The organism is Kitasatospora sp. MMS16-BH015 (genome assembly GCF_002943525.1).
GTDB lineage: Bacteria > Actinomycetota > Actinomycetes > Streptomycetales > Streptomycetaceae > Kitasatospora.
In genome coordinates this window covers 1778349-1798375 of the sequence record NZ_CP025394.1, presented here as the reverse complement: position 1 = coordinate 1798375, position 20027 = coordinate 1778349, and the positions used below count along the sequence as shown (strand labels likewise).

17 protein-coding genes and 1 pseudogene are annotated in these 20027 nt (G+C 74.0%); 6 read left to right on the top strand and 12 right to left on the bottom strand.

What is annotated here, in order from left to right; translation table 11 throughout:
* Complete coding sequence (locus tag CFP65_RS07720; RefSeq protein ID WP_104820717.1) at positions 1–744, bottom strand: MerR family transcriptional regulator; 744 nt, start codon at positions 742–744, stop codon at positions 1–3.
* Between the two features lie 240 nt (positions 745–984).
* Here CFP65_RS07720 and CFP65_RS07715 point away from each other — a divergent pair, with 240 nt between their 5' ends.
* Entirely contained in the window at positions 985–3078 is a 2094-nt protein-coding gene (locus tag CFP65_RS07715; RefSeq protein WP_104815385.1) for a regulator, read from the top strand.
* A 30-nt stretch (positions 3079–3108) separates the two neighbouring features.
* Here CFP65_RS07715 and nadE read toward each other — a convergent pair whose 3' ends face one another.
* The 3 genes from nadE to CFP65_RS07695 form a co-directional block, all read right to left on the bottom strand.
* Complete coding sequence (nadE, locus tag CFP65_RS07710; protein ID WP_104815384.1) at positions 3109–3939, bottom strand: ammonia-dependent NAD(+) synthetase; 831 nt, start codon at positions 3937–3939, stop codon at positions 3109–3111.
* A gap of 85 nt (positions 3940–4024) precedes the next feature.
* Positions 4025–5311 (bottom strand): hypothetical protein, encoded by a 1287-nt coding sequence (locus CFP65_RS07705; RefSeq protein ID WP_371682380.1) that lies wholly within the window; start codon positions 5309–5311, stop codon positions 4025–4027.
* A 636-nt stretch (positions 5312–5947) separates the two neighbouring features.
* Positions 5948–6613, bottom strand: a complete 666-nt coding sequence (locus CFP65_RS07695) for an HAD family phosphatase (protein ID WP_104815382.1) — start codon at positions 6611–6613, stop codon at positions 5948–5950.
* Between the two features lie 86 nt (positions 6614–6699).
* On the opposite strand from CFP65_RS07695, the gene CFP65_RS39645 reads away from it, so the two are divergent.
* Positions 6700–6840, top strand: coding sequence for a DUF6126 family protein (locus CFP65_RS39645; RefSeq protein WP_168219577.1), 141 nt, complete (start codon positions 6700–6702; stop codon positions 6838–6840).
* A gap of 29 nt (positions 6841–6869) precedes the next feature.
* Here CFP65_RS39645 and CFP65_RS07690 read toward each other — a convergent pair whose 3' ends face one another.
* Positions 6870–7412: a CGNR zinc finger domain-containing protein gene (locus CFP65_RS07690; protein WP_104815381.1), complete on the bottom strand. Its 543-nt coding sequence runs from the start codon at positions 7410–7412 to the stop codon at positions 6870–6872.
* Positions 7413–7503: 91 nt separating this feature from the next.
* On the opposite strand from CFP65_RS07690, the gene CFP65_RS07685 reads away from it, so the two are divergent.
* Both CFP65_RS07685 and CFP65_RS07680 read left to right on the top strand, forming a co-directional pair.
* The gene (locus CFP65_RS07685) at positions 7504–9081 is read left to right on the top strand and encodes an FAD-dependent monooxygenase (RefSeq protein WP_104815380.1); all 1578 of its coding nucleotides are present in this window, start codon (positions 7504–7506) and stop codon (positions 9079–9081) included.
* Positions 9082–9211: 130 nt separating this feature from the next.
* Positions 9212–9997, top strand: a complete 786-nt coding sequence (locus CFP65_RS07680; protein WP_104815379.1) for an HAD family acid phosphatase — start codon at positions 9212–9214, stop codon at positions 9995–9997.
* A gap of 25 nt (positions 9998–10022) precedes the next feature.
* Here the strand turns inward: CFP65_RS07680 and CFP65_RS07675 are convergent, their stop codons facing one another.
* The 4 genes from CFP65_RS07675 to CFP65_RS07660 all read right to left on the bottom strand — a co-directional run bounded on the left by CFP65_RS07675 (position 10023) and on the right by CFP65_RS07660 (position 15203).
* Positions 10023–11054 carry an isopenicillin N synthase family oxygenase gene (locus CFP65_RS07675; protein WP_104815378.1) on the bottom strand — a complete coding sequence of 344 codons (1032 nt, stop codon included), beginning with the start codon at positions 11052–11054 and terminating at the stop codon, positions 10023–10025.
* Between the two features lie 225 nt (positions 11055–11279).
* A complete protein-coding gene (locus tag CFP65_RS07670; RefSeq protein WP_104815377.1) occupies positions 11280–12896 on the bottom strand; it encodes an AMP-binding protein in 1617 nt (538 codons plus the stop codon).
* A gap of 125 nt (positions 12897–13021) precedes the next feature.
* Positions 13022–13441, bottom strand: a complete 420-nt coding sequence (locus tag CFP65_RS07665) for a VOC family protein (protein ID WP_104815376.1) — start codon at positions 13439–13441, stop codon at positions 13022–13024.
* Positions 13442–13613: 172 nt separating this feature from the next.
* On the bottom strand, positions 13614–15203 hold the full coding sequence (locus tag CFP65_RS07660) for a multicopper oxidase family protein (RefSeq protein WP_158702083.1): 1590 nt from the start codon (positions 15201–15203) through the stop codon (positions 13614–13616).
* A 98-nt stretch (positions 15204–15301) separates the two neighbouring features.
* Here CFP65_RS07660 and CFP65_RS07655 point away from each other — a divergent pair, with 98 nt between their 5' ends.
* Positions 15302–16612: an MFS transporter gene (locus tag CFP65_RS07655; protein WP_104815374.1), complete on the top strand. Its 1311-nt coding sequence runs from the start codon at positions 15302–15304 to the stop codon at positions 16610–16612.
* 72 nt (positions 16613–16684) lie between these two features.
* Here CFP65_RS07655 and CFP65_RS07650 read toward each other — a convergent pair whose 3' ends face one another.
* The 3 genes and pseudogenes from CFP65_RS07650 to CFP65_RS07640 all read right to left on the bottom strand — a co-directional run.
* Positions 16685–17230 carry a GNAT family N-acetyltransferase gene (locus tag CFP65_RS07650; RefSeq protein ID WP_104815373.1) on the bottom strand — a complete coding sequence of 182 codons (546 nt, stop codon included), beginning with the start codon at positions 17228–17230 and terminating at the stop codon, positions 16685–16687.
* 119 nt (positions 17231–17349) lie between these two features.
* Positions 17350–18036, bottom strand: a complete 687-nt coding sequence (locus tag CFP65_RS07645; protein WP_104815372.1) for a Type 1 glutamine amidotransferase-like domain-containing protein — start codon at positions 18034–18036, stop codon at positions 17350–17352.
* 433 nt (positions 18037–18469) lie between these two features.
* Positions 18470–19039: pseudogene (locus CFP65_RS07640) on the bottom strand (aldo/keto reductase); the annotation flags it as partial.
* Positions 19040–19187: 148 nt separating this feature from the next.
* Between CFP65_RS07640 and CFP65_RS07635 the strand changes: the two are divergent.
* Positions 19188–19856: a hypothetical protein gene (locus CFP65_RS07635; protein ID WP_104815371.1), complete on the top strand. Its 669-nt coding sequence runs from the start codon at positions 19188–19190 to the stop codon at positions 19854–19856.
* Positions 19857–20027: the final 171 nt, after the last annotated feature.

Sequence of the window (20027 nt, the reverse complement as noted above, 5' to 3'; positions counted from 1 at the left end):
CTAGTCGGTGGGCCCGGGGCGGGTGGCGCCCCGGGCCAACTCCTCGGCCAGTGAACGCTGGAAGGCCGTCACCAGGGCCTGCACCACCATCGGCTGGATCTGGTCGGTGAGTTCCTTCATCCGCTCCAGGTCCGCCGGGGCCGGATTGCTCTCCCGGAACGGCTTCCAGACCGTCTCCAGGAAGAGGTGGTGCAGGTCGTGCGCCGTGGCCTGGCTGTGGTGGCGCACCACCGCCCGGGTCGCGATCAGCGTCTCCAGCGGGATCGGCACGTCCACGATCCGGATCCCCAGCGGCAGCAGCCCGGGCTCGATCCGGAACAGCTCCGGGTCCTCGGTGCGGTGCAGCGCGCCCATCGCCACCAGCCGGTCCAGGTCCAGCTCGGAGAGCGAACGCCCGGCCCGCCGCTCCAACTGCCCCCGGCTGAGCTCCTCCTCGCTCTCCGGCGCCCAGGTGGCCACCAGCGCCCGGTGGATCGCCAGGTCGAGCGAGGAGATGTCGGCCGGCAGCTGCGCCAGGTACCTCTCGATCGCGGCCAGCGTGAGGCCCTGCCGCTGCAGCTCCTCGATCAGCTCCAGCCGCTCCAGGTGCCGCTCCCCGTACAGCCCCACCCGCCGCGGCCCCAGCTCCGGCGGCGGCAGCAGCCCCTTCGTCCCGTAGAACCGCAGCGTCCGCACCGTCACCCCGGCCCGGGCGGCCAGCTCGTCCACGGTCAGCCGCAGCGGCGCCCCCGGTGTCGCTGTCATGGTGCCGCCCTCGTCCTTCCGCCGTACCCACTCGCCGTCACACATCCGCTGTGACACCACCAGTGTGACAGCGCCGCCCGGAGCCGGTCCAGCACGGCGGCCCGTGCGCCGGCTGTCCGCCGGTTGTCCGCCGGTTGTTTGAAAGCGCACGGCCCGCCTGGTCGGGCAGGCTACCGTGGTCCGGACAGCAGGCCGAGGCGGTGGCGGAGCCGCCGTGCGGAGGAGAACCGGGGGTAGGGCGTGCTCGATCCACTGTCCGTGACGGCGGTCACGGCCTTCCTGACCGCCGCCGGGACCTCGATGGCGAGCGAGGCGGGCAAGCTCGCCATGGAGTCGGTGGGCGGGATGGTCCGGCGGATCACCGGGCGCGAGACGCCGGCGCCCACCGGGGCGGCCGAGCGGCGCGCCGTGGCCGAGGTGCTGGTCCGGGCCGCCGGGCAGGACGCCGGCCTCGCGGCCGGCCTCTCCGTGCTGATCGACCGGGCGCGGCCCGCCTTCGCCGTACCCGAGCTGCTGCCCGCCGGCCCCCGCCACTTCACCGACCGGGACGGGCCGCTGGCCGCCCTCACCAAGGAGGCCGCCCGTAAGGCCGACGGCCGCCCGAGGGTGGCCGCCGTGTACGGCGAATCCGGCATCGGCACCACCGCCGTGGTGCTGCACTGGGGCCACCGCGAGGCCCACCGCTACCCCGACGGCCGGCTCCACTACGACCTGCAGGGCTCCTCGCTCGCCACCAGCCCCGACCTCTCCACCGTGCTCGCCCACTTCCTGCGCTGCCTCGGCCTGCCCGCCGAGGAGGTGCCCGCGAGCCTGGACGAGCGCCTGCGCGAGTACCGCACCCGGATCGCCGGCCGACGGCTGCTCGTGGTGCTCGACCACGTGCGCAGCGCCGCCCAGGTGCGCGAACTGGTCACCGGCGCGCCCGGGGTGTTCACCGTGGTGATCTCCCGTCGCCCGCTCACCGGCCTGGACGCCGTGCCGGTGCCGGTCGGCCCGCTGGCCGACAAGGACGCGCTGCGGCTGCTCACCGACCTGGCGGGCAAGCAGACCCTCAAGGCCGCCAAGGCCACCCTGCCCGCCGTCCTGGCAAGCTGCGGCGGCTCCCCGTACGCGCTGCACGCCGCCGCGCCCCAGCTGCTCGCCGGCCCGCCCGTGGCCCGGCCCGGCTGGTCGCCGGTCACCGCCGCGGTGGACACCGCCTACCGCGGCCTCACTCCGGCCGCCGCCCGGCTCTACCGGCTCGGCGGGCTGCGCCCCTGGCCCGCCCTCGGCCCCGAGCTGGCCGCGGCGCTGACCGGAGCCGACCCCGCCGAGGCCACCGAGCTGCTCGGCGCACTCGCCGACGCCCAGCTGATCGAGCCCGGCCCCACCGGCCGCTACCGCTACCGGGAGAGCGTTCGGGCCCACGCCGAGTCCGCCGCCCAGGCGGAGGAGGGGCTTGCCGGCTGCACGGCGGCCGTCCGCCGGGCGCTGGCCGCCCAACTGCGGCTGGCTGTCCAGGCCGACCTCACCGCGCACCGGCAGCGCTGGCAACTCGGCCCGCTCTACCGGGAGTTGACGCCCGGCCCGGCCGAGACCATCGGCGCCGCCGTCACGGCACTGGCCGCCGAGCTGCCCAATCTGGTCGAAACCGTGCGCACCGCCGAGGAGTTCGACGACCCGGAGACGGTCTGGCAGTGCGTGGAGGCGCTCTGGGCGCTCCAACTCAAGGCCGGCCACAACGAACTGCTGCTGCCCGCCCTGCGGATGGGCGTCCGGGCCGCCGAGGCGCACCACCCCGGCAGCCGGATCGCCGGCCGGATGCACACCCAACTCGCCTTCGGTCTGATGGAGTTGCAGCAGGACGCCGAGGCGGAGGCCGAGCTGCTGGCCGCCGCCGAGGCGGACCGGCAGGCCGGCCACCGGCGCGGCCGGGCCACGGCGGTGGAGTCGCTCGGCCTGCTGCGGCTGCGCCAGTGGCGCTTCACCGAGGCGCTGGACTGCTTCGAGCAGGCGGCGGCGCTGCTGCGGGAGATCGCCCCGGGGGAGGACGGCGAGGCGGACGTGCCGCGCGGGCTCGCCCTGCTGGAGCGGCACCAGGGCCGGGCCCGCCGCGGCCTCGGCCAGTACGCCCGGGCCGAGGTCCAACTCCTCGCCGCCCTCGAGTACTTCGAGAAGACCGAGGAGAACTACAACGCCGCCCGGGTGCTCACCGACCTGGCGGAGAACCACCTGCTGGCCGGCGAGCCGGCGGCGGCCCGGCCGCTGATCGACCGGGCGGCCACGCTGCTCCGGGCGGAGCGGGCCACGGCCCACCTCGCCCACCTGGAGAGCCTGCGCGCGCGGTGCAGCTGAGCCTGCGCGCGCAGGCGGGAGCGCCGTGCCTCAGGGGGCGATCGGCAGCTGACGCTTGTGCTCGGTCAGGTGGTAGCGGCGGACGATCGCCGCGTGCGCGGACTCGTCGACCGGCTTGCCCTCGAGGAAGTCGTCGATCTGGTCGTAGGTGACGCCGAGGGCGTCCTCGTCCGGCTTGCCCGGGTCGAGGGTCTCCAGGTCGGCGGTCGGCACCTTCCAGACCAGCTCGGCCGGCGCGCCCAGCTCGTCCGCCACGGCGCGCACCCGGCGCTTGGTCAGGCCGGTGAGCGGCACCAGGTCGGCCGCGCCGTCGCCGAACTTGGTGAAGAAGCCGGAGACCGCCTCGGCGGCGTGGTCGGTGCCGACCACCAGGCCGTCGGTCGCGCCGGCCACCGCGTACTGGGCGATCATGCGCTGGCGGGCCTTGATGTTGCCCTGCACGAAGTCCTGGTGGTGCGCGTCCCGGAAGGTCACCCCGCCGGCCAGCGCCGCCGCCAGCGCCGCGTCGCTCGCGGGCTTCACGTCCACGGTCAGCACCTGGTCGGCCTGGATGAACCCGAGCGCCAGCTGGGCGTCGTGCTCGTCGGCCTGCACGCCGTACGGCAGCCGCATCGCGTAGAAGGTGGCCTGGAACCCGCCCTCCCGGGCGCGCTCGACCGCCAGCTGGCAGAGCCGCCCGGCCGTGGTGGAGTCCACCCCGCCGCTGATGCCCAGCACCAGCGAGCGCAGCCCCGAGGAGGTCAGCCGCTCGGCCAGGAAGGCCACCCGCCGCTCGATCTCCTCCCGCGCGTCGAAGGACGCGCTCACCTGGAGATCCCGGGCGATCTCCTGCTGCTCGGACGTGGACGCCAGGTCGGTCACGGTTGCTCCTCGGTCGGGCCCACCGCTCCCGGTGGGGATGGCAGCAACTCTATAAGGGAGCCGACTCCGGCCCGCTCGGGGCTGCTCACATCCGCGCGGGGGCGAGCCGGACCCGGTGCCGGGCGTGGGTGGTGAGCACCGTGAGCTCCGGGCCGGGCGGGCGGCCGGCGGCGAGGTGGGCGTGCAGGGCGGCGGCTGCGGCGGCCGGGTCGAGCCCCTGCGGGCCGGCCGGGTCGGTGGTCAGGGTCAGGTGCCGGCCGTCGCGGGTGACGGCCAGGGCGGTGCCCGGGCCTGTGACGTAAGCCGCCGTGGTGCAGTGCCGGTACCGGGCCAGCGCCTCGGCCGCCCAGGCGGCGGGCGGGCCGAGCCGGGGGTCGTCCGGGGCGGCCTGCCGCAGCACCAGGTCGGCCAGGCCGAGCGAGCCCGGGTCGAGGGTCTCCTCGTCCACGGCGAGCAGCCCGGCCCAGCCGTCCTCGGGCGCCCCCGCCGCGTACCGGCGCAGCTCGACGGCCCCGTCCGGCGCGATCCTGGTCAGCACCTGGAGCGGGGCGGTCACCCGGGCCGGCTGGTACGGCGGCAGCGGCAGCGGGTCGAGCAGCGCGGGGCCGGCCGGTTCGGCGAGGCCGATCAGCCGGTAGAACAGCGCCCGGAGCAGCCCGGCCGAACGGCCCGGCACGGAGCTGGTCAGCTCGGCCGGCCCGGGCAGCGGCCGGTGTCCGGCGAGCAGCCGGTCGAGCTGCGGGGCGAGGGCGGTGTACGGGTCGAGGCGCGGCGCCGCCCGGACGAAGGCGGCCACCGGGGTGTCCTGGCCCAGCACCTCCTCGCCCGCCGCACCGAGCAGTACGGGCGTGCCGAGCGCCGCCGCGTAGTAGCTGACCGAGCCGAAGTCGCCGACCACCGCGTCGGCGGCCAGCAGCGCCTGCCGCCAGCCGTCCAGCGGATCGACCAGGGTCAGCCCGGCCCGGCGGGCCCGGTCCAGCCAGAGGCGCACCTGGCCCGGGCCGTGGCCGTGGCCGATGTTCGGGTGCAGCACCGCGGCGAGGCGGTAGTCGTCCTGGGGCAGTTCGGCGATCCGGCCGAGCAGCAGCGGCAGCAGGTCCGCCGCCCCGGCGTCGCCGAACAGCGAGGTCGGGTTCCAGGTGGAGTTGAGCACCAGCAGCCGCTGCCCGGGCCGCACGCCCAGCGCCCGGCGGTACCGCTCGCGCTCGGGCCGCGCCGCCAGCAGCCGGTCGAAGCACGGATCACCCGCGAGGACGGCCGCAGGCACGGCCGCCGGGCTGGCGGCCCGGAGCCGCTCCAACTGCTCGGGATGCGACAGCACCATCGCGTCCGCGACGGGCACGCCCTCGTGCAGCACCCACTCCGGCGCCATCCCGAACACCCGCTCGGCAGCAGCCGCATCCTGCGCGGACGCCGAGCCGAAAGCAACCCCGAAACGGGAACTGTCCCCCCGTTGGCCGTTGGCCGTTGGCCGTTGGCCGTTGGCCGTTGGCCGTTGGCCGTTGGCCGTTGGCCGTTGGCCGTTGGCCGTTGGCCGTTGGCCGTTGGCAGCTTCTTATTGTATCCAACGCCGTGGGACAGTATCGCCAACTTGCCTTGGAGCAGGTGGAGTTCACCGCCGAGGCTGGCGGAGAGGGCGAGGTCGACGGGGGTGGTCAGGGCCTGTTGCCAGGGGAGGACGGGGAGGCCGAGGGCGGCGAGGAGTTCGGGGACGCCGTGCTGAAAGGGGGAGGAGCCGGTGCAGGTGGCCAGGAGTTGGATGCGGAGGTCGTCGCGGAAGAGCGGCAGCACGTCGAGCAGGCGGGTGGCCGAGGTGACGTTGTGCACGACCAGCAGGACGCGGCGGCAGCCCGCCCGGGTGGCCCAGTCGGCGGCCTCCGGCCCGACCGGGACGCGAATCAGCTGCTCCACCGCACTCCCCGTTGTCGCCGTCGTCACTACCGCTGCTGCCACTCGGAACTGACGCCGTCTCCGCTGTCGATCACCCCAACCTACCGGGTCGGGCCGGTCAGGCGGCGGCAGCCGCGATCAGCTCCGGGAGCTGCCGCATGTCCTCGAAGACCACGGTGCCCGGGCCGGTGAGCCAGTCGGCCGGGGTGAGGCCGCCTGCGTAGCCGAAGGACCGCATGCCCGCCGCGCGGGCGGCCTGGACGCCGAAGCGGCTGTCCTCGACGACCACGCAGGCGGCGGGGTCGACCCCCATCCGGGCGGCGGCGTGCAGGAAGAGGTCGGGGGCCGGCTTGCCGCGCGGCACCTCGCTGGAGCTGAAGATGCGGCCCTCGAAGTGGGCGTAGAGGCCGGTGTGGCCGAGGGTGTGCCGCATCTTCTCGTGCGAGCCGCTGGAGGCCACGCAGGTGGGGAGGGTGATGGCGGCCAGGGCCTCGGGCAGGCCGTCCACGGGGAGCAGCTCCTGGTCGACGGCCTCGGCGTGCCGGGTGAGCAGGAGCTTCCACCAGTGGTCGGCGGTGGCGGCGTCGAGCCGTTCGGCTATCCGGGCCCGGATGGTCTCGCCGGAGGTGCCGATGAACAGCTCCATCACCTCGGCCTCGGTGATCGGCCAGCCGAGTTCGGCGCCGATCTCGACCTGGAGCCGGACGGCGATCCGCTCGCTGTCCACCAACACCCCGTCGCAGTCGAAGATGACGAGCTCTATGGCCTTCGCAGAGTTGATCATCCCGGCAGGATAGGACAGCGCAGAATGAGGCCGTCGGCCCACCCCACCTACACTCGACGGGTACCCGAGAGAGGAAGTCCCGAGCGATGAGCGGCACCGCAGGCGTCCGTGACGAGAAGGCCCGCCGCAAGGCGATGCTGATCCGCGCCTCCGTCTACATCGCGGGCACCCACCTCTTCGCCGGCTTCGTGATGCTGCTCTTCTTCCTCGGCGGCCGCGGCCACTGAGCGCCTCGCGGCCCCCGGCCGCAGGGGCGTCAGCCCTCCCGCTTGGCGGCCCGGTGCGCGGCGACCCGGACCCGGGTGCCGCAGGCGGTGGAGCAGTAGCGCTGCGGCTCGCGCCGCCCGGTGTCGATGAAGTACCGCCCGCAGCCCGGCGCCGCGCAGCGGCCCCAGGCGCAGCGGCCGCGCTCGCTCAGCCAGAGGGCGAGGGCCAGGGCGGCGGTGCCGAGCAGCCAGTCGGCGGGGCTCGCGCCCTCGGGGGTCCGGGTGTGCAGCGCCCAGGGGCGGCCGGGCAGCCGGACCAGGCGGGGGCGGGCCGGGTAGCGGTCGAGCAGCGCATTGACGGCCTCGGCGGCCCGGTCCTCCTCGGTGCTGCCCAGGATCCCGGCGAGGGTCGCGGCCGCCGCGCGGACCTCCCGGGCGTCCGCCTCGGTCAGCGCCAGGTCCGGGCCGCCGTGCCGGTGGACCAGCGCCTGCAGCTCCGCCGCGCCCACCCCGGGGTCGGCCCCGACCAGGTTGGCCAGGTCGACCAGGAAGTACAGGCCGCGGGGGCTCTCCTCGGCGAATCCGCTGCTCATCTCCGGCTCCCGGAACTCTCTCGATCACCCGTCCCGCCAATGGTAACGTCAAAATCCAAAGTAGTCGTTACATGCGAACGGGAGGACCCTGGTGACTGCGCTGAAGACCCCGGTGCTGATCGTCGGCGGCGGGCCGGTCGGCCTGACGCTCTCGCTGCTGCTCTCCGGGTACGGGGTGGACCACCTGCTGGTGGAGGCCCGGCGCACGGTCTCGCCGCACCCCAAGGCCCGTGGCGTGTCGGCCCGTTCGATGGAGGTGTTCCGCCGGCTCGGCCTGGCGGCGGAGGTCCGCCGGGCGGGGCTGCCGGCCGACCAGGTGCGGTTCTACCGGGGGCGTGACCTGGTCGATCCGGAGTTCGTCCGCACCGGGGCGCCCGAGCAGCCGGACGGCGAGCCCGTCACGCCCACCCCGGGGCTGATCTGCTCGCAGGACGCGCTGGAGCCGGTGCTGCTGCGTCGCGCCACCGCCCTGGCCGGGGCGAGGATCCGGTTCGGCACCCGGCTGCTCTCGTACCGGGAGGAGGGCGATGGCGTCGGGGCCGTGCTGGCCGACGCCGGCACCGGCGCGCGGCAGACCGTGCGGGCGGATTGGCTGATCGGCTGCGACGGCGCCGCGAGCAGCGTCCGGGCCGGAGCCGGGATCGCGTTGGAGGGGCCGACCGGGCTGGGGCGGTACCTGAGCGTGCGGCTCGAGGCACCGCTCGGCGCGGTGGTGGCGGACCGGGCCAGTGCCTCCTACTTCCTCACCGTGCCCGGCCGGGGCGGCTTCCTGGCGGTGGACAACGACCGGCAGTGGATCTACCAGTGCCCGCTCGGGCCGGAGGCGCAGCCCCCGACCGACCCGGCGGAGCTGGCGGGGCTGGTCCGCACGGCGGCCGGGCTGCCGGAGCTGGCGGTGACGATCGTCTCCACGCTGGTCTGGCGGATGGACGCCCGGCTGGCCGAGGCGTACCGGCGCTCCCGGGTGCTGCTGGCGGGGGACGCGGCGCACGTGGTGCCGCCGACCGGCGGGCACGGCATGAACACCGGCATCGGCGACGCCGACAACCTCGCCTGGAAGCTGGCGGCCGTGGTGGCCGGCGGGGCGGACCAGGCGCTGCTCGACACGTACGAGGCCGAACGCCGTCCGGTGGCCCGCCAGGTGATCGAGGTCTCGACCGCCAATGCCGCGAACCGCGCGGGCTACCGGATCGACGACGAGCTGCTGCTGACCCCCGTCTACCGTTCGGCCGCCGTCCTCCCGGCGGAGGCTCCGGACTCTGCGGCGGAGGCTCCGGGCGGTACCGAGGCGGCCACCACCCTGGACCCCACGGGCTACCGCCCCGCCTGCCGGCCCGGGGCCCGGCTGCCGCACCTCCCGCTGGCGGACGGCGCCTCCACCCTCGACCTGGTCGGCCCCGGCTTCACGCTGATCGCCCCCGGGGCGGTGGCCGCGCCCGGTGTCCGGGCCGTCGACCCCGCCGACTGGCCCGCGGCGGCCCGCGCGCGGTGGCGGCGGTTGCCGGGCGGACGGGAGGCGGTGCTGGTCCGTCCGGACGGTCATCTCGCCTGGTGCGGGGCCGCGCCAGGCGGGTCGCCGGACGGCTCGGCGGCGGCACTCCGGGAGTTGTCGAGTGCCATGGCCGGGGTGTTGAGCCGCACCCGGACGGGCGATGATCAGCGCGCGTAGACGCCGCGCGTAGAGCTCCCTTGACCTGGCCGTCCGACCGGCCCTAGGTTCTTGCCGCATCATGTGCGCCGGGGGCGCGGAGGGGGCGCTTCGCGCCTCCCCACCCGGCTGACCTAGGGGGTATTCCCGCATGCTCGACAAGATCTCCGGAAGCCGGTCCAAGTCGCTGGCCCTGCTCGCGATCGGCGTGGTCGCCGGTGGCGCGATCGCCGGGGGCGGGCTGGCGGCGGCCGACGCCCGCGTGCCGCGGACGGACCGTCAGATCACCAACATGACCAACGAGGTCAGCGACATCAAGGCGTACTACGGCGACACCGTGGACGCCCAGGGCGAGCACTGGCCCTCGGCCGACAGCAACTACGCCAAGCAGGTCGCCGGGGTCGAGAAGGACGCCAAGCGCTACCTGGCGGACCGGGCCCGCAACACCCACGGCCCGAAGAAGGCCATCGTGCTGGACGTGGACGACACCTCGCTCTCCACGTACAACTACGAGCTGGAGACGACCTTCGTCTACAACCCGACCAGCAACGCCCAGTACATCGCCACCAAGACCATGCCGGCCGTGTTCGGCATGAACGACCTGGCCACCTGGGCGCAGCAGCAGGGCTACACGGTCTTCTTCATCACCGGCCGCCCGGAGGCCCAGCGGGCCTCCACCGCCGCCAACCTGGCCGCCGTCGGCTTCCCGGCCGCCGACCAGGAGCACCTGTACCTGAAGAACAAGGCCAACCCGCCGGCCTACCTGCCCTGCGGCGCCACCTGCACCACGATCGAGTACAAGTCCGGCACCCGGGCCCACATCGAGAGCCTCGGCTACAAGATCGTGGCCGACTTCGGCGACCAGTACAGCGACCTGTCGGGCGGCCACACCGAGCGCACCTACAAGATCCCGAACCCGATGTACTACCTCCCCTGACCGGTACCGGCAGGGGCGCCCGGCGTCAGGCCGCCAGTTCGGGGTGGTGGCGCCGGGTGACCTCGGGGTGGGCCCGCAGGTAGCCCTTGAGCTCGTTGCGGCCGAACTCGGCGAACAGCGGGTTGGCCGGGTCCTGGGTGGCGCCCGGGGCGTGGTGGGCGTGCGGGAAGTCCAGCGGCTCGATGTGCGCGTCGAGCCGGGGGTTGTAGAAGAACGGCACCGAGTACCGCTCGTGCGCGCCCGGCGGGCTGACCACGCGGTGCCGGGTGGCCTTGAGGTAGCCATCGGTGGCGACCTCCAGCAGCTCGCCGAGGTTGACCACGAAGGCGCCCTCCATCGGGGGCACCTCGAGGAAGCTGCCGTCCGGCCGCTCCACCTGGAGGCCGCCGACGGTGTCCTGGAGCAGCAGGGTGATGAACCCGTAGTCCTTGTGCGCGCCCACGCCCTGGCCGGCGCCGTCCGGCGCGGTGCCGGGGTAGCGGACCAGCTTGAGCCGCAGGTGCGGGTGGCCCTTGAAGGCGTAGTCGTAGAAGCCCGGGTCGGCGCCGATCGCGGTCAGCAGCTCGTGCAGCAGCCGCTCGGCCACCGCGCCGAGCCGCCCGATCCAGCCGAGCGCCGCCGGGCGCAGCGCGGGCAGCGCGTCGGGCCACTGGTTGGGGCCCTCGAGCCACCAGTACGGCGGCTCGCCCGGGCCCGGCACGTGCGGGGGCAGCTCGGCGCCGATGTCGAGCTGGTCGCGCCAGTCCCGGCTGCCGCCGGTGCGCTCGTCGCCGGTGCGGGTGTAGCCGCGGTAGTGCGGCGAGTTGAGGTTGCTCACGGCGAGCCGGTCGGCCTCGGGGAGGGCGAAGAAGGCCCGCATCGCCTCGGCCAGCTCGGCCTGCTCGGCCGCGGGCACGCCGTGGCCGGTGAGCTGGAAGAAGCCGACCTCGGTGGCGGCGTGGCGGAGGGTCTCGTGCAGCCGGGCCCGGTCGGCCGGGGTGCCGTCGGCGAGCGAGAGGTCGACGACCGGGAGGCCGTCCGCCGGAGTGCCGGGGTGCTTGCTGGAGGTCTTGGTCATGGGTGGCGTCCGAGGGGTTCCGGTGCCCTCCGGGGGAGGGCGGCAGGGTGCGGCGACGACGCGTCCGCGCACGTCACCAGCGTAAGCCGCCGCCCGTCCGGTCTCATTCCCGCCCGGCGGGCCGCAGCTCCGTGACGAGGGTCTCAGCTCCGCGGCGCAGGCCGTCAGCTCTGCGGCGAGGGCCTCAGCTCCGCGGCGCAGGCCGTCAGCTCTGCGGCGAGGGCCTCAGCTCTGCGACGAGGCCCCGGCGTCGCGCAGCGAGCGCTCGGCCAGCTCCCGCAGCTCGGTCTTGCGCACCTTGCCGCTGACCGTCATCGGGAAGGAGTCGACCACCAGCACGTGGCGCGGGGTCTTGTAGCGGGCCAGCTGTCCCCGGCAGTACTCGGCCAGCTCGGGCTGGCCGAGGGTGGTGGCCGCCGGGTCGCGCAGGATCACGAAGGCGAAGACCTCCTCGCCGTAGCGCTCGTCCGGCACGCCGACCACCTGCACGTCCACGATCTCGGGGTGGCGGTGCAGGAACTCCTCGATCTCCCGGGGGTAGACGTTCTCCCCGCCCCGGATGATCATGTCCTTGATCCGGCCGACGATGGCCACGTACCCGTCCTCGTGCATCACCGCGAGGTCGCCGGTGTGCATCCAGCCCTCCTCGTCCACCGCCTCGGCCGTCCGCTCGGGATCGTCCCAGTAGCCGAGCATCACCGAGTAGCCCCGGGTGCGCAGCTCCCCGGGGGTGCCGCGGTCGACGGTGGCGCCGGTGGCCGGGTCGGCGATCTTCACCTCCACGTGCGGCATCACCCGGCCGACCGTCTCGGTGCGGTGGGCCAGGTCGTCGTCGTGCCTGGTCAGGGTGGAGACCGGCGAGGTCTCGGTCATCCCGTACGCGATCGCCACCTCGGCCATGTGCATGTCCGAGGTGACCTTCTTCATCACCTCCACCGGGCAGGGCGAGCCGCCCATCAGGCCGGTCCGCAGCGAGGAGAGGTCGTGGCTCGCGAAGTCGGGCAGGCCCAGCTCGGCGATGAACATGGTGGGCACGCCGTAGAGCGAGGTGGCCCGTTCGGCGGCCACCGCGCGCAGGGTGGCGGCCGGGTCGAAGCCGGCGGCCGGGATGATCACGCAGGCCCGGTGGCTGAGCGCGGCGAGATTGCCGAGCACCATCCCGAAGCAGTGGTAGAAGGGCACCGGCACGCAGATCCGGTCCTGCTCGGTGTAGCCGAGCAGGGCGCCCACGCCGTGCGCGTTGTTGAGGATGTTGTGGTGCGAGAGAGTGGCGCCCTTGGGGAAGCCGGTGGTGCCGGAGGTGTACTGCACGTTGATCGGCTCGTGGCAGTCCAGCTCCTCGAACTCGCCCTCGCCCGGCTTGAGTTGCCAGCTCGGGTCGCCGATCCAGAGCGTCTCGCGCAGGCCCGGGCAGTCGGCGGCCACCTCGGCCACCATGGCCCGGTAGTCGCTGTCCCGGTGGCTGGTGGCGGAGACCAGCAGGCTGATCCCGGCCTGGTCGAGCACGTACGCCAACTCGTGGGCGCGGTAGGCCGGGTTGATGTTGACCAGCACCGCGCCGAGCCGCGCGGTGGCGTACTGCACCAGCACCCACTCCGGACAGTTGGGCGCCCAGATCCCGACCCGGTCGCCCTTGACCACCCCGCGGGCCCGCAGGTCGCGGGCCAATTCGTCCACGTCGTGGTCGAGTTCGGCGTAGGTCCAGCGACGGCCGGAGGGTACGTCCACCAGCGCCTCGCCGCCGGGCCGTTCGGCGGCGACCCGGCGCAGGCAGGCGCCGATGGTCTCCGTCAACAGGGGCTTGGCGGTGCTGCCCGAGGAGTAGGACGCCTGTACCGTCACTGCTTCGACCTCCACATTCGCCGGCCGACCCCGGTCGGGCGGCCCGTGTGGATCAGGCTTGGGCACCCGGACCGGTCCGTCAAGAACGCCTCCGGCGCCCGGTGCGCCAGGTCGGTGACGGGTGGTCAGCCACGCCTGGGCTCACCTCGGTAGGTGCCGAAGGACCAGCGGTTGCCCTCCGGATCGCGGGCGGCGAAGTCGCGCGAGCCGTAGTCGGTGTCGTGCGGGGGCGAGGTGATCTCGGCGCCGGCGGCCAGGGCGCGGGCGTGCAGCCCGTCCGGGTCGTCGGTGACCACGTACGCGCCGAAGGTGCCGGGCCGCAGCGGCCACTCGTCCTCGGCGTCCTCAGGCCGGGCGGAGCCGAGCATGATCCCGCCGCCCAGCGGCCAGCACAGCTGGGCGTGGTCCACCCGGTCGCCCTCGCCGTACACCACCGTCTCCTCGAAGCCGAAGGCGGCCACCAGGAAGCGGATCAACTCCCGTGCGTCCCGCGCCCGCAGGCTCGGCCACACCTGCGGAGCCGGCGGCTCCAGCGCATCCGACACCCGTACCTCCCACCGTCCACGACCGTCGTCCGCGGCCACTCGACCCGTCCAGCATCACCGCCGGACCCCGCCACCCCAAGCCCACCCGCCGGGGATCACCCGATCAGGTGCAGCGGCCGGCCGGGGCGGCAGGTGCAGTGGCCGGCCGGGGTGGTCGGCCGGGGTGGTCTGCTCAGCGGACGTAGTCGACGGTCTGCATCATGCCAAGGTCCTCGTGGTGGAGGTGGTGGCAGTGCGCGATGGTGCGGCCGGTGAAGTCCTGGTAGCGGACCAGGAAGGTCACCGACTCGCCGGGCTGCCCGCCGGCCAGGCCGACGGTGTCGTGCCAGACCGGCGGGTCGAGCCGCTCGCCGTTGCGGTGGGTGACCAGGAACTGGTTGGTGTGCAGGTGGAAGGGGTGGTTGAGGAAGGGCGAGGTCTCGCCGGTGCGGACGGTCCAGCGCTCGACGGTGCCCAGGCGCAGCGTGTGGTTGGTGTAGCAGGGATCGAACAGCCCGTAGGCGGGGTCGTGCCCGAGATCCCCGTCCGGATCGACCGCCGGGGTCGGGTGCGAGCCCAGCACGCGGTAGGCGTTGGGGAAGTCGCCGGGGAAGACGTTCGGGTCGACGTGGAAGAGCACCTCGCGCTCCGCGGCCGGGTCGGTGAGCTCCTGCTCCTCGATCAACGGCCGCCCCGGCGGCAGCAGTTCGGGCAGCCGCATCGGCGGCTCGACGGCTTCCCCCGCCACCTCCACCGTCAGCAGCGGCTCGGCCACCCCGTCCGCGCGCAGTTCGTACCGTCCCGGCTGCCCGCCGAGCACCAGGACGTCGGCACGGTTGCCCATGGCCAGCTCCAGGCGGGCCCGGGCGACCGGCGCCGCGAAGGTGACGCCGTCCTGGGCGATCTGATGCAACGTCAAATTGCTTGCACTGCTTGTGAGTTCGATGTTCAGGGCGGTGAACGCGGTGGCCGCCACCAGCCGCCAGCGCTGCACCTCGCCCGGGCGCAGCCCCAGCGTCGGGTTGACGGCGCCGTTGACGGTGAAGACGGACGGGACGCCCGACATCCAGCCGCCCGAGGAGAACGGTGGCACCTTGCCGTCCTTGAGCTTCAACTCGTTGATGCAGAGCACGAGTTCGTCGGCGGCCCGGATCTCCGGGACTTCGTCCACGTCGCCCTCGACGACGATCACCCCGGCCAGGCCGCCGGCCAGCTGTTCGGCCGTGGCGCCGTGCAGGTGCGGGTGGTACCAGTAGGTGCCGGCCGGGTGGTCGGCCGGCACCTCGATGACCGTGGTGTACCGGGGCTCCGGCGCGCCTGCCGCCACCTCCTCGGCGGTGCGCGGGGCGAACTCGCGCAGCACGTTGTCGGCCTCCCCGGCGGGGGAGACGTGCATCCCGTGGGTGTGCAGGTTGAAGCTGTTGGGGTGGTGCGGGGTGTGCGGGCCGCCCTCGTGCGGCGGGTTCGGCGGCAGGCCGTTGACCTGGGTCAGCCGCAGCAGGTCGCCGCCGCGCACCCGCAGCGTCGGCCCCGGCACCGTCCCGTTGTACGCCCGGGTGGTGACCGTGCCGTACCCCGGCACCTCGACCTCGGCGTACCGCACGTCCAGCGTCTGCGCCACCACCCGCCGGCCCGCTTCGGCTGACTGCGGGAAGGCCGCTGCCGCCGGGGAAGCTGCGGCGGCGGCCCGCCCGGCGGCGACCTGATCCACCGCCACCCCGAGACCGGCGGCGGCCGCCGCCTTGAGCACCGACCGGCGACTGATCCCGACACTTTCTCCCATAACCGGTCAATCTAGGTCGAAAAGCGCCGATCGCCCGGAGTGCCGCACCGACCGGTCCGTACCGGGTGGCGAAAATCCCCCCTGTTAGCCTGACCGGCATGACCAGCGGGGGCACGGCCACAGGCACGGAGCAGCGGATATCCGAGACAGCGGCGGCCGGTCCGCAGCGCGCCCTGATCACCGCCCACTTCATCAGCCGGGTGGGCAACGGCCTGTTCAACACCGCCGCGATCCTCTACTTCACCTTCGTGGTGGGCCTGCACCCCGCCCAGGTCGGTGCCGGCCTGACCATCGCCGGCCTCGCGGGTCTCGCGGCCGGCCTGCCCGCAGGGAACCTCGCCGACCGGTACGGGCCGCGCACCGTCTGGCTGACCACCCTCACCCTGCAGGCCGTCACCATGGCGGCCTTCGTCTTCATCGACGGCTGGCTGGCCTTCACCCTGGTCGCCACCCTGGACCGGCTGGCCGCCACCGCCGCCGGCGCGGCGGGCGGCGCCCTGGTGGCCAGGGTCGGCGGCGAACGCCCCGCCGCCTTCCGGGCCCGGCTGCGCACCTTCGTCAACCTCGGCGTGGTGCTGGGCACCCTCGGCGCGGGCTTCGCCATCCAGCTCGGCACCCGGGCCGCCTACACCGGCCTGATCCTCGCCAACGCCGCCAGCTTCGCGCTGGCCGCCCTGGTCGTCCTGCTCGGCGTGCCGGGTTACCGCCCGCTGCCCAAGCCAGCCGGGCACCGCCGCTGGTCGGTGCTGGCCGACCGGCCGTACGTCTCCTTCGTCGCGCTCTACAGCGCCATGGGCCTGCAGTACCAGACCGCCGCCCTGCTGCTGCCGCTCTGGCTCACCGCCCACACCGACGCCCCGCGCTGGACGGTGGCCCTGGTCAACGCGACCAGCTCCGGCGTCTGCGTGCTGCTCCAGCGCCGGCTCGGCGCCAAGGTGGAGACCCCGACCCAGGGCGGCCGGGCCTTCCGCCGGGCCGGCCTGCTCTTCCTGCTCAGCTGCCCGCTGATGGCCCTGACCGCCGACGTGCCCGCCTGGGTGGCCCCGGCGCTCGCCTTCCTCGCGGTCTGCGTGCACAGCATCGGCGAGGTCTGGGAGTCCTCGGCCGCCTTCGCCCTCGGCTACGGCCTGGCCCCCGACCACGCCCAGGGCCAGTACCATGGCCTGTTCGGCATCGGCTTCGACACCGGCCAGGCCCTCGCCCCGCTGGTGCTGACCGGCGCGGTGCTGGCCCTCGGGCAGCCGGGCTGGCTGCTCCTGGGCGTCCTCTTCGCCGCCCTCGGCGCAGCCGGCCCCCCGGTGGCGGCCTGGGCCGAACGCACCCGCCGCCCGCTCGCCGAACCGACGGGCCCGAGTCCGAGTCCGAGCCCGATCCCGATCCCGGCCGCGGCCGCCGAGACCGTCGGTTAGGACGGCCCGGCGTTACCCGGGCTGGTGCTCGCGCCGGTGCTCGCGCCGCTGCTCGCGCCGCTGTTCAAGCCGCTACCCGAGCACGAGCTCGTGCTCGATCGAGGACTCGTCACCCGGGACCGGGAAGGTGTTGCCGCTGCGGGCGAAGCCGATCTTCCGGTAGAAGGCCTCGGCGTGCGTGTTCTTCTCGTGCACGAAGAGCCGGATCCGCTCGACCGCGGGCTCCTCCAGCTCGCGCGCGAACGCCACCGCCGCGTCGAACAGCTCGCGGGCCAGGCCGGTGCCGCGCTGCTCCGGTCGGACGAACACCCCGACTAGGTGGGCCTGGTCGAACTCGTTCGGCCGCCCCAGCACGTCCGGCCGCCCGGCCCGCTCGATCAGCACCGACACCGAACCGTCCCACCCGCCGTCCGGCCGCTCGGCGACGAACTGCCGCGCGATCATCTCGCCGCGGGCGCCGGCCGCCCGCTGCTGCCAGAACTCGTCCGGCTGCGCGGCGGCGTTCTCGTACGTCTCCAGGAAGGCGATGTCCGCGACCGGGTCCAGCAGTGCGGCCAGCCGCAGCTCCTTGACGCGCGGCCAGTCCTCGGCGGTCACTGCTCGTATCAGATGGCTCATGTGCCGATCTTTCGGCAGGCACGGCGCCTGCGGCAACCGAATTCGGCCTGCTCGGCCTGCTCGGCCTGCTCGGCCTGCTCGGCCTGCTCGGCTAACCGGGGTCCTGGGGCGCCGGATGCTCAGACCGTTGCGTCGAGGGGCTGGTCGAACAGTTTCCAGTGGCCCTCGGAGACGATCTCGACCCGGCCGTCGACCACCTTGATCGCCGTCTCCGGGTCGATGGCGTACGCCGGGCCGGTCATCGTGGTGGCCCAGCGTTCGGCGTCGGCCGTGGTGTTCTCCGGGCAGGCGGGGCTGTCGAGGTGCGGGAAGATCGAGAAATCGACCAGCCCCAGCGTGCGGTCGTCCCCGCCGGGCTGCTGCCAGCCGACGAACTCCGCCCCGATACGCGGCGTCAGGACCATGCTCCCGGCGCTGAACCCGACGTAGACGGTCTCCGTCAGCGACGGGAAGAGGTCGGCCAGCCCGGACTCCCGCATCCAGTGCGCCAGGTACAGCGCGTCGCCGCCGTTCACCAGCAGCACGTCCGCCGCCCGCACCCAGCCGGTCCAGAGCTCCCGGTCGATGCTGGGCAGCGCGGTGAGCTCCAGCACGCCCACCGACTTCCACCCCAGCCCGGTCATCGGGCAGTGGGAGTTCCCGCTGATGAAGCGCCACGGCCCGAACGGGCTCCCGTTCGGGCTGGCGTAGCCGGCCGTGGGGATGCAGAGGGCATCGGCTTCGGCGATCGGCTTGCCCAGCAGGTCGACCAGGGCCGCCTGGATGCTCGGGTTGTTGACGCCGGAGTCGGTGAGCAGAAGTTTCATCACGTTCCGCCTTGATGGGGCCGAGGGTCAGGTCTGGTCGGCTCGATGGCCAGCTCGATGGTCGGGTTGTTGGCTGGGTCGATGGCCGGGCCGGCCGGAGCAGACGCGTGACGCTAACACGGACGGCTGCGTCCGGGAGCGGTACGGACCGGTGAGGCCGGACGGCCCGTGAACGCCGGTGGCCCGGGTGCGTGGAGTGCGCGTCCGGACTGCGAGGCGCGGGGTGCTGGGGCCGGGGAGGGCGTGGATCCGGAGCGTGGAGAGGCAACCGTCCACCGGGAACGGGGCTCGGTGGGCGGCGTAACTGTACTGCCGCTCAACCTCGTTGAAGTCCACGAGGCGATCGATGATCACCTCGCCTTCGGGGTTCTTCAGCTGCCGGACCCGGCCGCCTTCGAGGGCGATGCTCTCGGGGATGCAGGGCAACCAGTCGGGCAGGGCGGCTGGGCTTGGTGGCGCCGGGGACGACGGCGGTGGACACCGGTGGACACCGGTTGGGCGAGGGAGAACTGGAGGGCGGCGGCCTTGACGGACACGCCGTGGCGGGCGGTGAGGTCCTTGAGGCGGGCGACCTTCGTCAGGATGGCGGGCGGGGCCGGCTGGTACTCGAGTGGGTACCGCCGGCGAGGACGCCGGAGCTGCAGGGGTCGTCGACGACCATGTCGACGCCCTGCTCCGGGGCCATGGGCAGCAGGCGCTGTAGGGCGTGATCGTGGTCGAGGAGGGCGTAGCGCCCGGCGAGCAGGAAGCCGTCGGGGCGCGGCTCGTCCAGGGCGAGGGTCAGCTCGATCGGCTCGGTCTTGTTGACGCCCAGGTCCCAGGCCTTGACGACGCCCTCCTCGCGCAGGCGGGACAGCAGCCGGAAGGCGCCGGTGCGGGCCTCCTCGAACCTCGCCAACCACTGGTCGCCGTGGAAGTCCTGGGCGATGTCGTGGACCCGGACGATGTCCAGACGGTTGCTGCCCAGGCGCTCGAGGCTGTCCTCGGTGTAACGCTCGGTGGCGCTGAGCTGCACGGATTCGGACTTGAATATTTACGAACGAATGTTCGATGCTAGGGGCGTGCCCGCTTTCGAATCTGTTTTCGAATCTGCAGCGCTCCGAACCGCCGGGGCGACTGTCGCCGTCCCTGGGCTGCCGGGGGAGCGGGGTGTGCTGCCCGTGCTGCCGGCGCTCGCGGCCCTGCTGCCCGAGGGTGGACTGCGGCGCGGGGCTGCGGTCTCGGTGGCCGGGGACACCGGATTGCTGTTGGCGCTGGCGGCCGGGGCTTCGGGGCTCGGCGAAGCGGGTGGTGCCGGTGTCGATGTCAGCGCGACTGCGGGTGGGGAGTGGGTGGCGGCCGTCGGGCTGCCTGAGCTCGGGCTCGGGGCTGCGGCCGGGTACGGGCTCGACCTGCGGCGGTTGCTGCTCGTCGACGATCCGGGCGGGCAGTGGCCCGAAGTGGTGGCGACGTTGGCGCCGGCGGTCGGGGTGATCCTGCTCCGGCCGGACGGCCCGGTCTCGCCGCAACTCGCTACTCGGCTCACTGCCGTACTGCGTCGGGGCGGCTGCGCCCTGCTCGTTGCGGGTCCTTGGCCGGGGGCCGTCCTGCAGCTACGGCTGGCCGCCGCCCGCTGGTACGGCCTCGGCGCCGGACACGGGCAGCTCCAGGGGCGGCAGGTGGAGATCACGGCCCAGGGGCGGGGTGGCGCCGCCCGTCCCCGGGCGGCCCGGCTCTGGCTCCCCGACGAATACGGCGCGGCCCGGCCGTTCGAACCCTCCGATGAGTTCGCTCCGGGCTTCGAACGGGCCGCCCCGAGTGGGCGGTTGGCCGCAGTCTGAGAACGAGATGGGTGTTGGTGAGCGATGGAGCCGGCTGAGTGGGTGGCGAGAGGGGAGGCGGGGGCGGGAAAACCTGAACCGGATTCGGGTTCGGGTTCGGGTTCGGGTGGCGGGAGTGCCGAGGCTAAACGTGAACCGGATTCAGGTTCGCATTCGACCGCTGGAAGCCGG

What these genes read in the sequence shown, in the direction of transcription:
- CFP65_RS07720 (WP_104820717.1), bottom strand. Translation starts at nt 744, where the DNA reads ATGACAGCGACACCGGGGGCGCCGCTGCGGCTGACCGTGGACGAGCTG.
- CFP65_RS07705 (WP_371682380.1), bottom strand. Translation starts at nt 5,311, where the DNA reads ATGGCGCCGGAGTGGGTGCTGCACGAGGGCGTGCCCGTCGCGGACGCG.
- CFP65_RS07695 (WP_104815382.1), bottom strand. Translation starts at nt 6,613, where the DNA reads ATGATCAACTCTGCGAAGGCCATAGAGCTCGTCATCTTCGACTGCGAC.
- CFP65_RS39645 (WP_168219577.1), top strand. Translation starts at nt 6,700, where the DNA reads ATGAGCGGCACCGCAGGCGTCCGTGACGAGAAGGCCCGCCGCAAGGCG.
- CFP65_RS07690 (WP_104815381.1), bottom strand. Translation starts at nt 7,412, where the DNA reads ATGAGCAGCGGATTCGCCGAGGAGAGCCCCCGCGGCCTGTACTTCCTG.
- CFP65_RS07680 (WP_104815379.1), top strand. Translation starts at nt 9,212, where the DNA reads ATGCTCGACAAGATCTCCGGAAGCCGGTCCAAGTCGCTGGCCCTGCTC.
- CFP65_RS07675 (WP_104815378.1), bottom strand. Translation starts at nt 11,054, where the DNA reads ATGACCAAGACCTCCAGCAAGCACCCCGGCACTCCGGCGGACGGCCTC.
- CFP65_RS07660 (WP_158702083.1), bottom strand. Translation starts at nt 15,203, where the DNA reads ATGGGAGAAAGTGTCGGGATCAGTCGCCGGTCGGTGCTCAAGGCGGCG.
- CFP65_RS07655 (WP_104815374.1), top strand. Translation starts at nt 15,302, where the DNA reads ATGACCAGCGGGGGCACGGCCACAGGCACGGAGCAGCGGATATCCGAG.
- CFP65_RS07650 (WP_104815373.1), bottom strand. Translation starts at nt 17,230, where the DNA reads ATGAGCCATCTGATACGAGCAGTGACCGCCGAGGACTGGCCGCGCGTC.
- CFP65_RS07645 (WP_104815372.1), bottom strand. Translation starts at nt 18,036, where the DNA reads ATGAAACTTCTGCTCACCGACTCCGGCGTCAACAACCCGAGCATCCAG.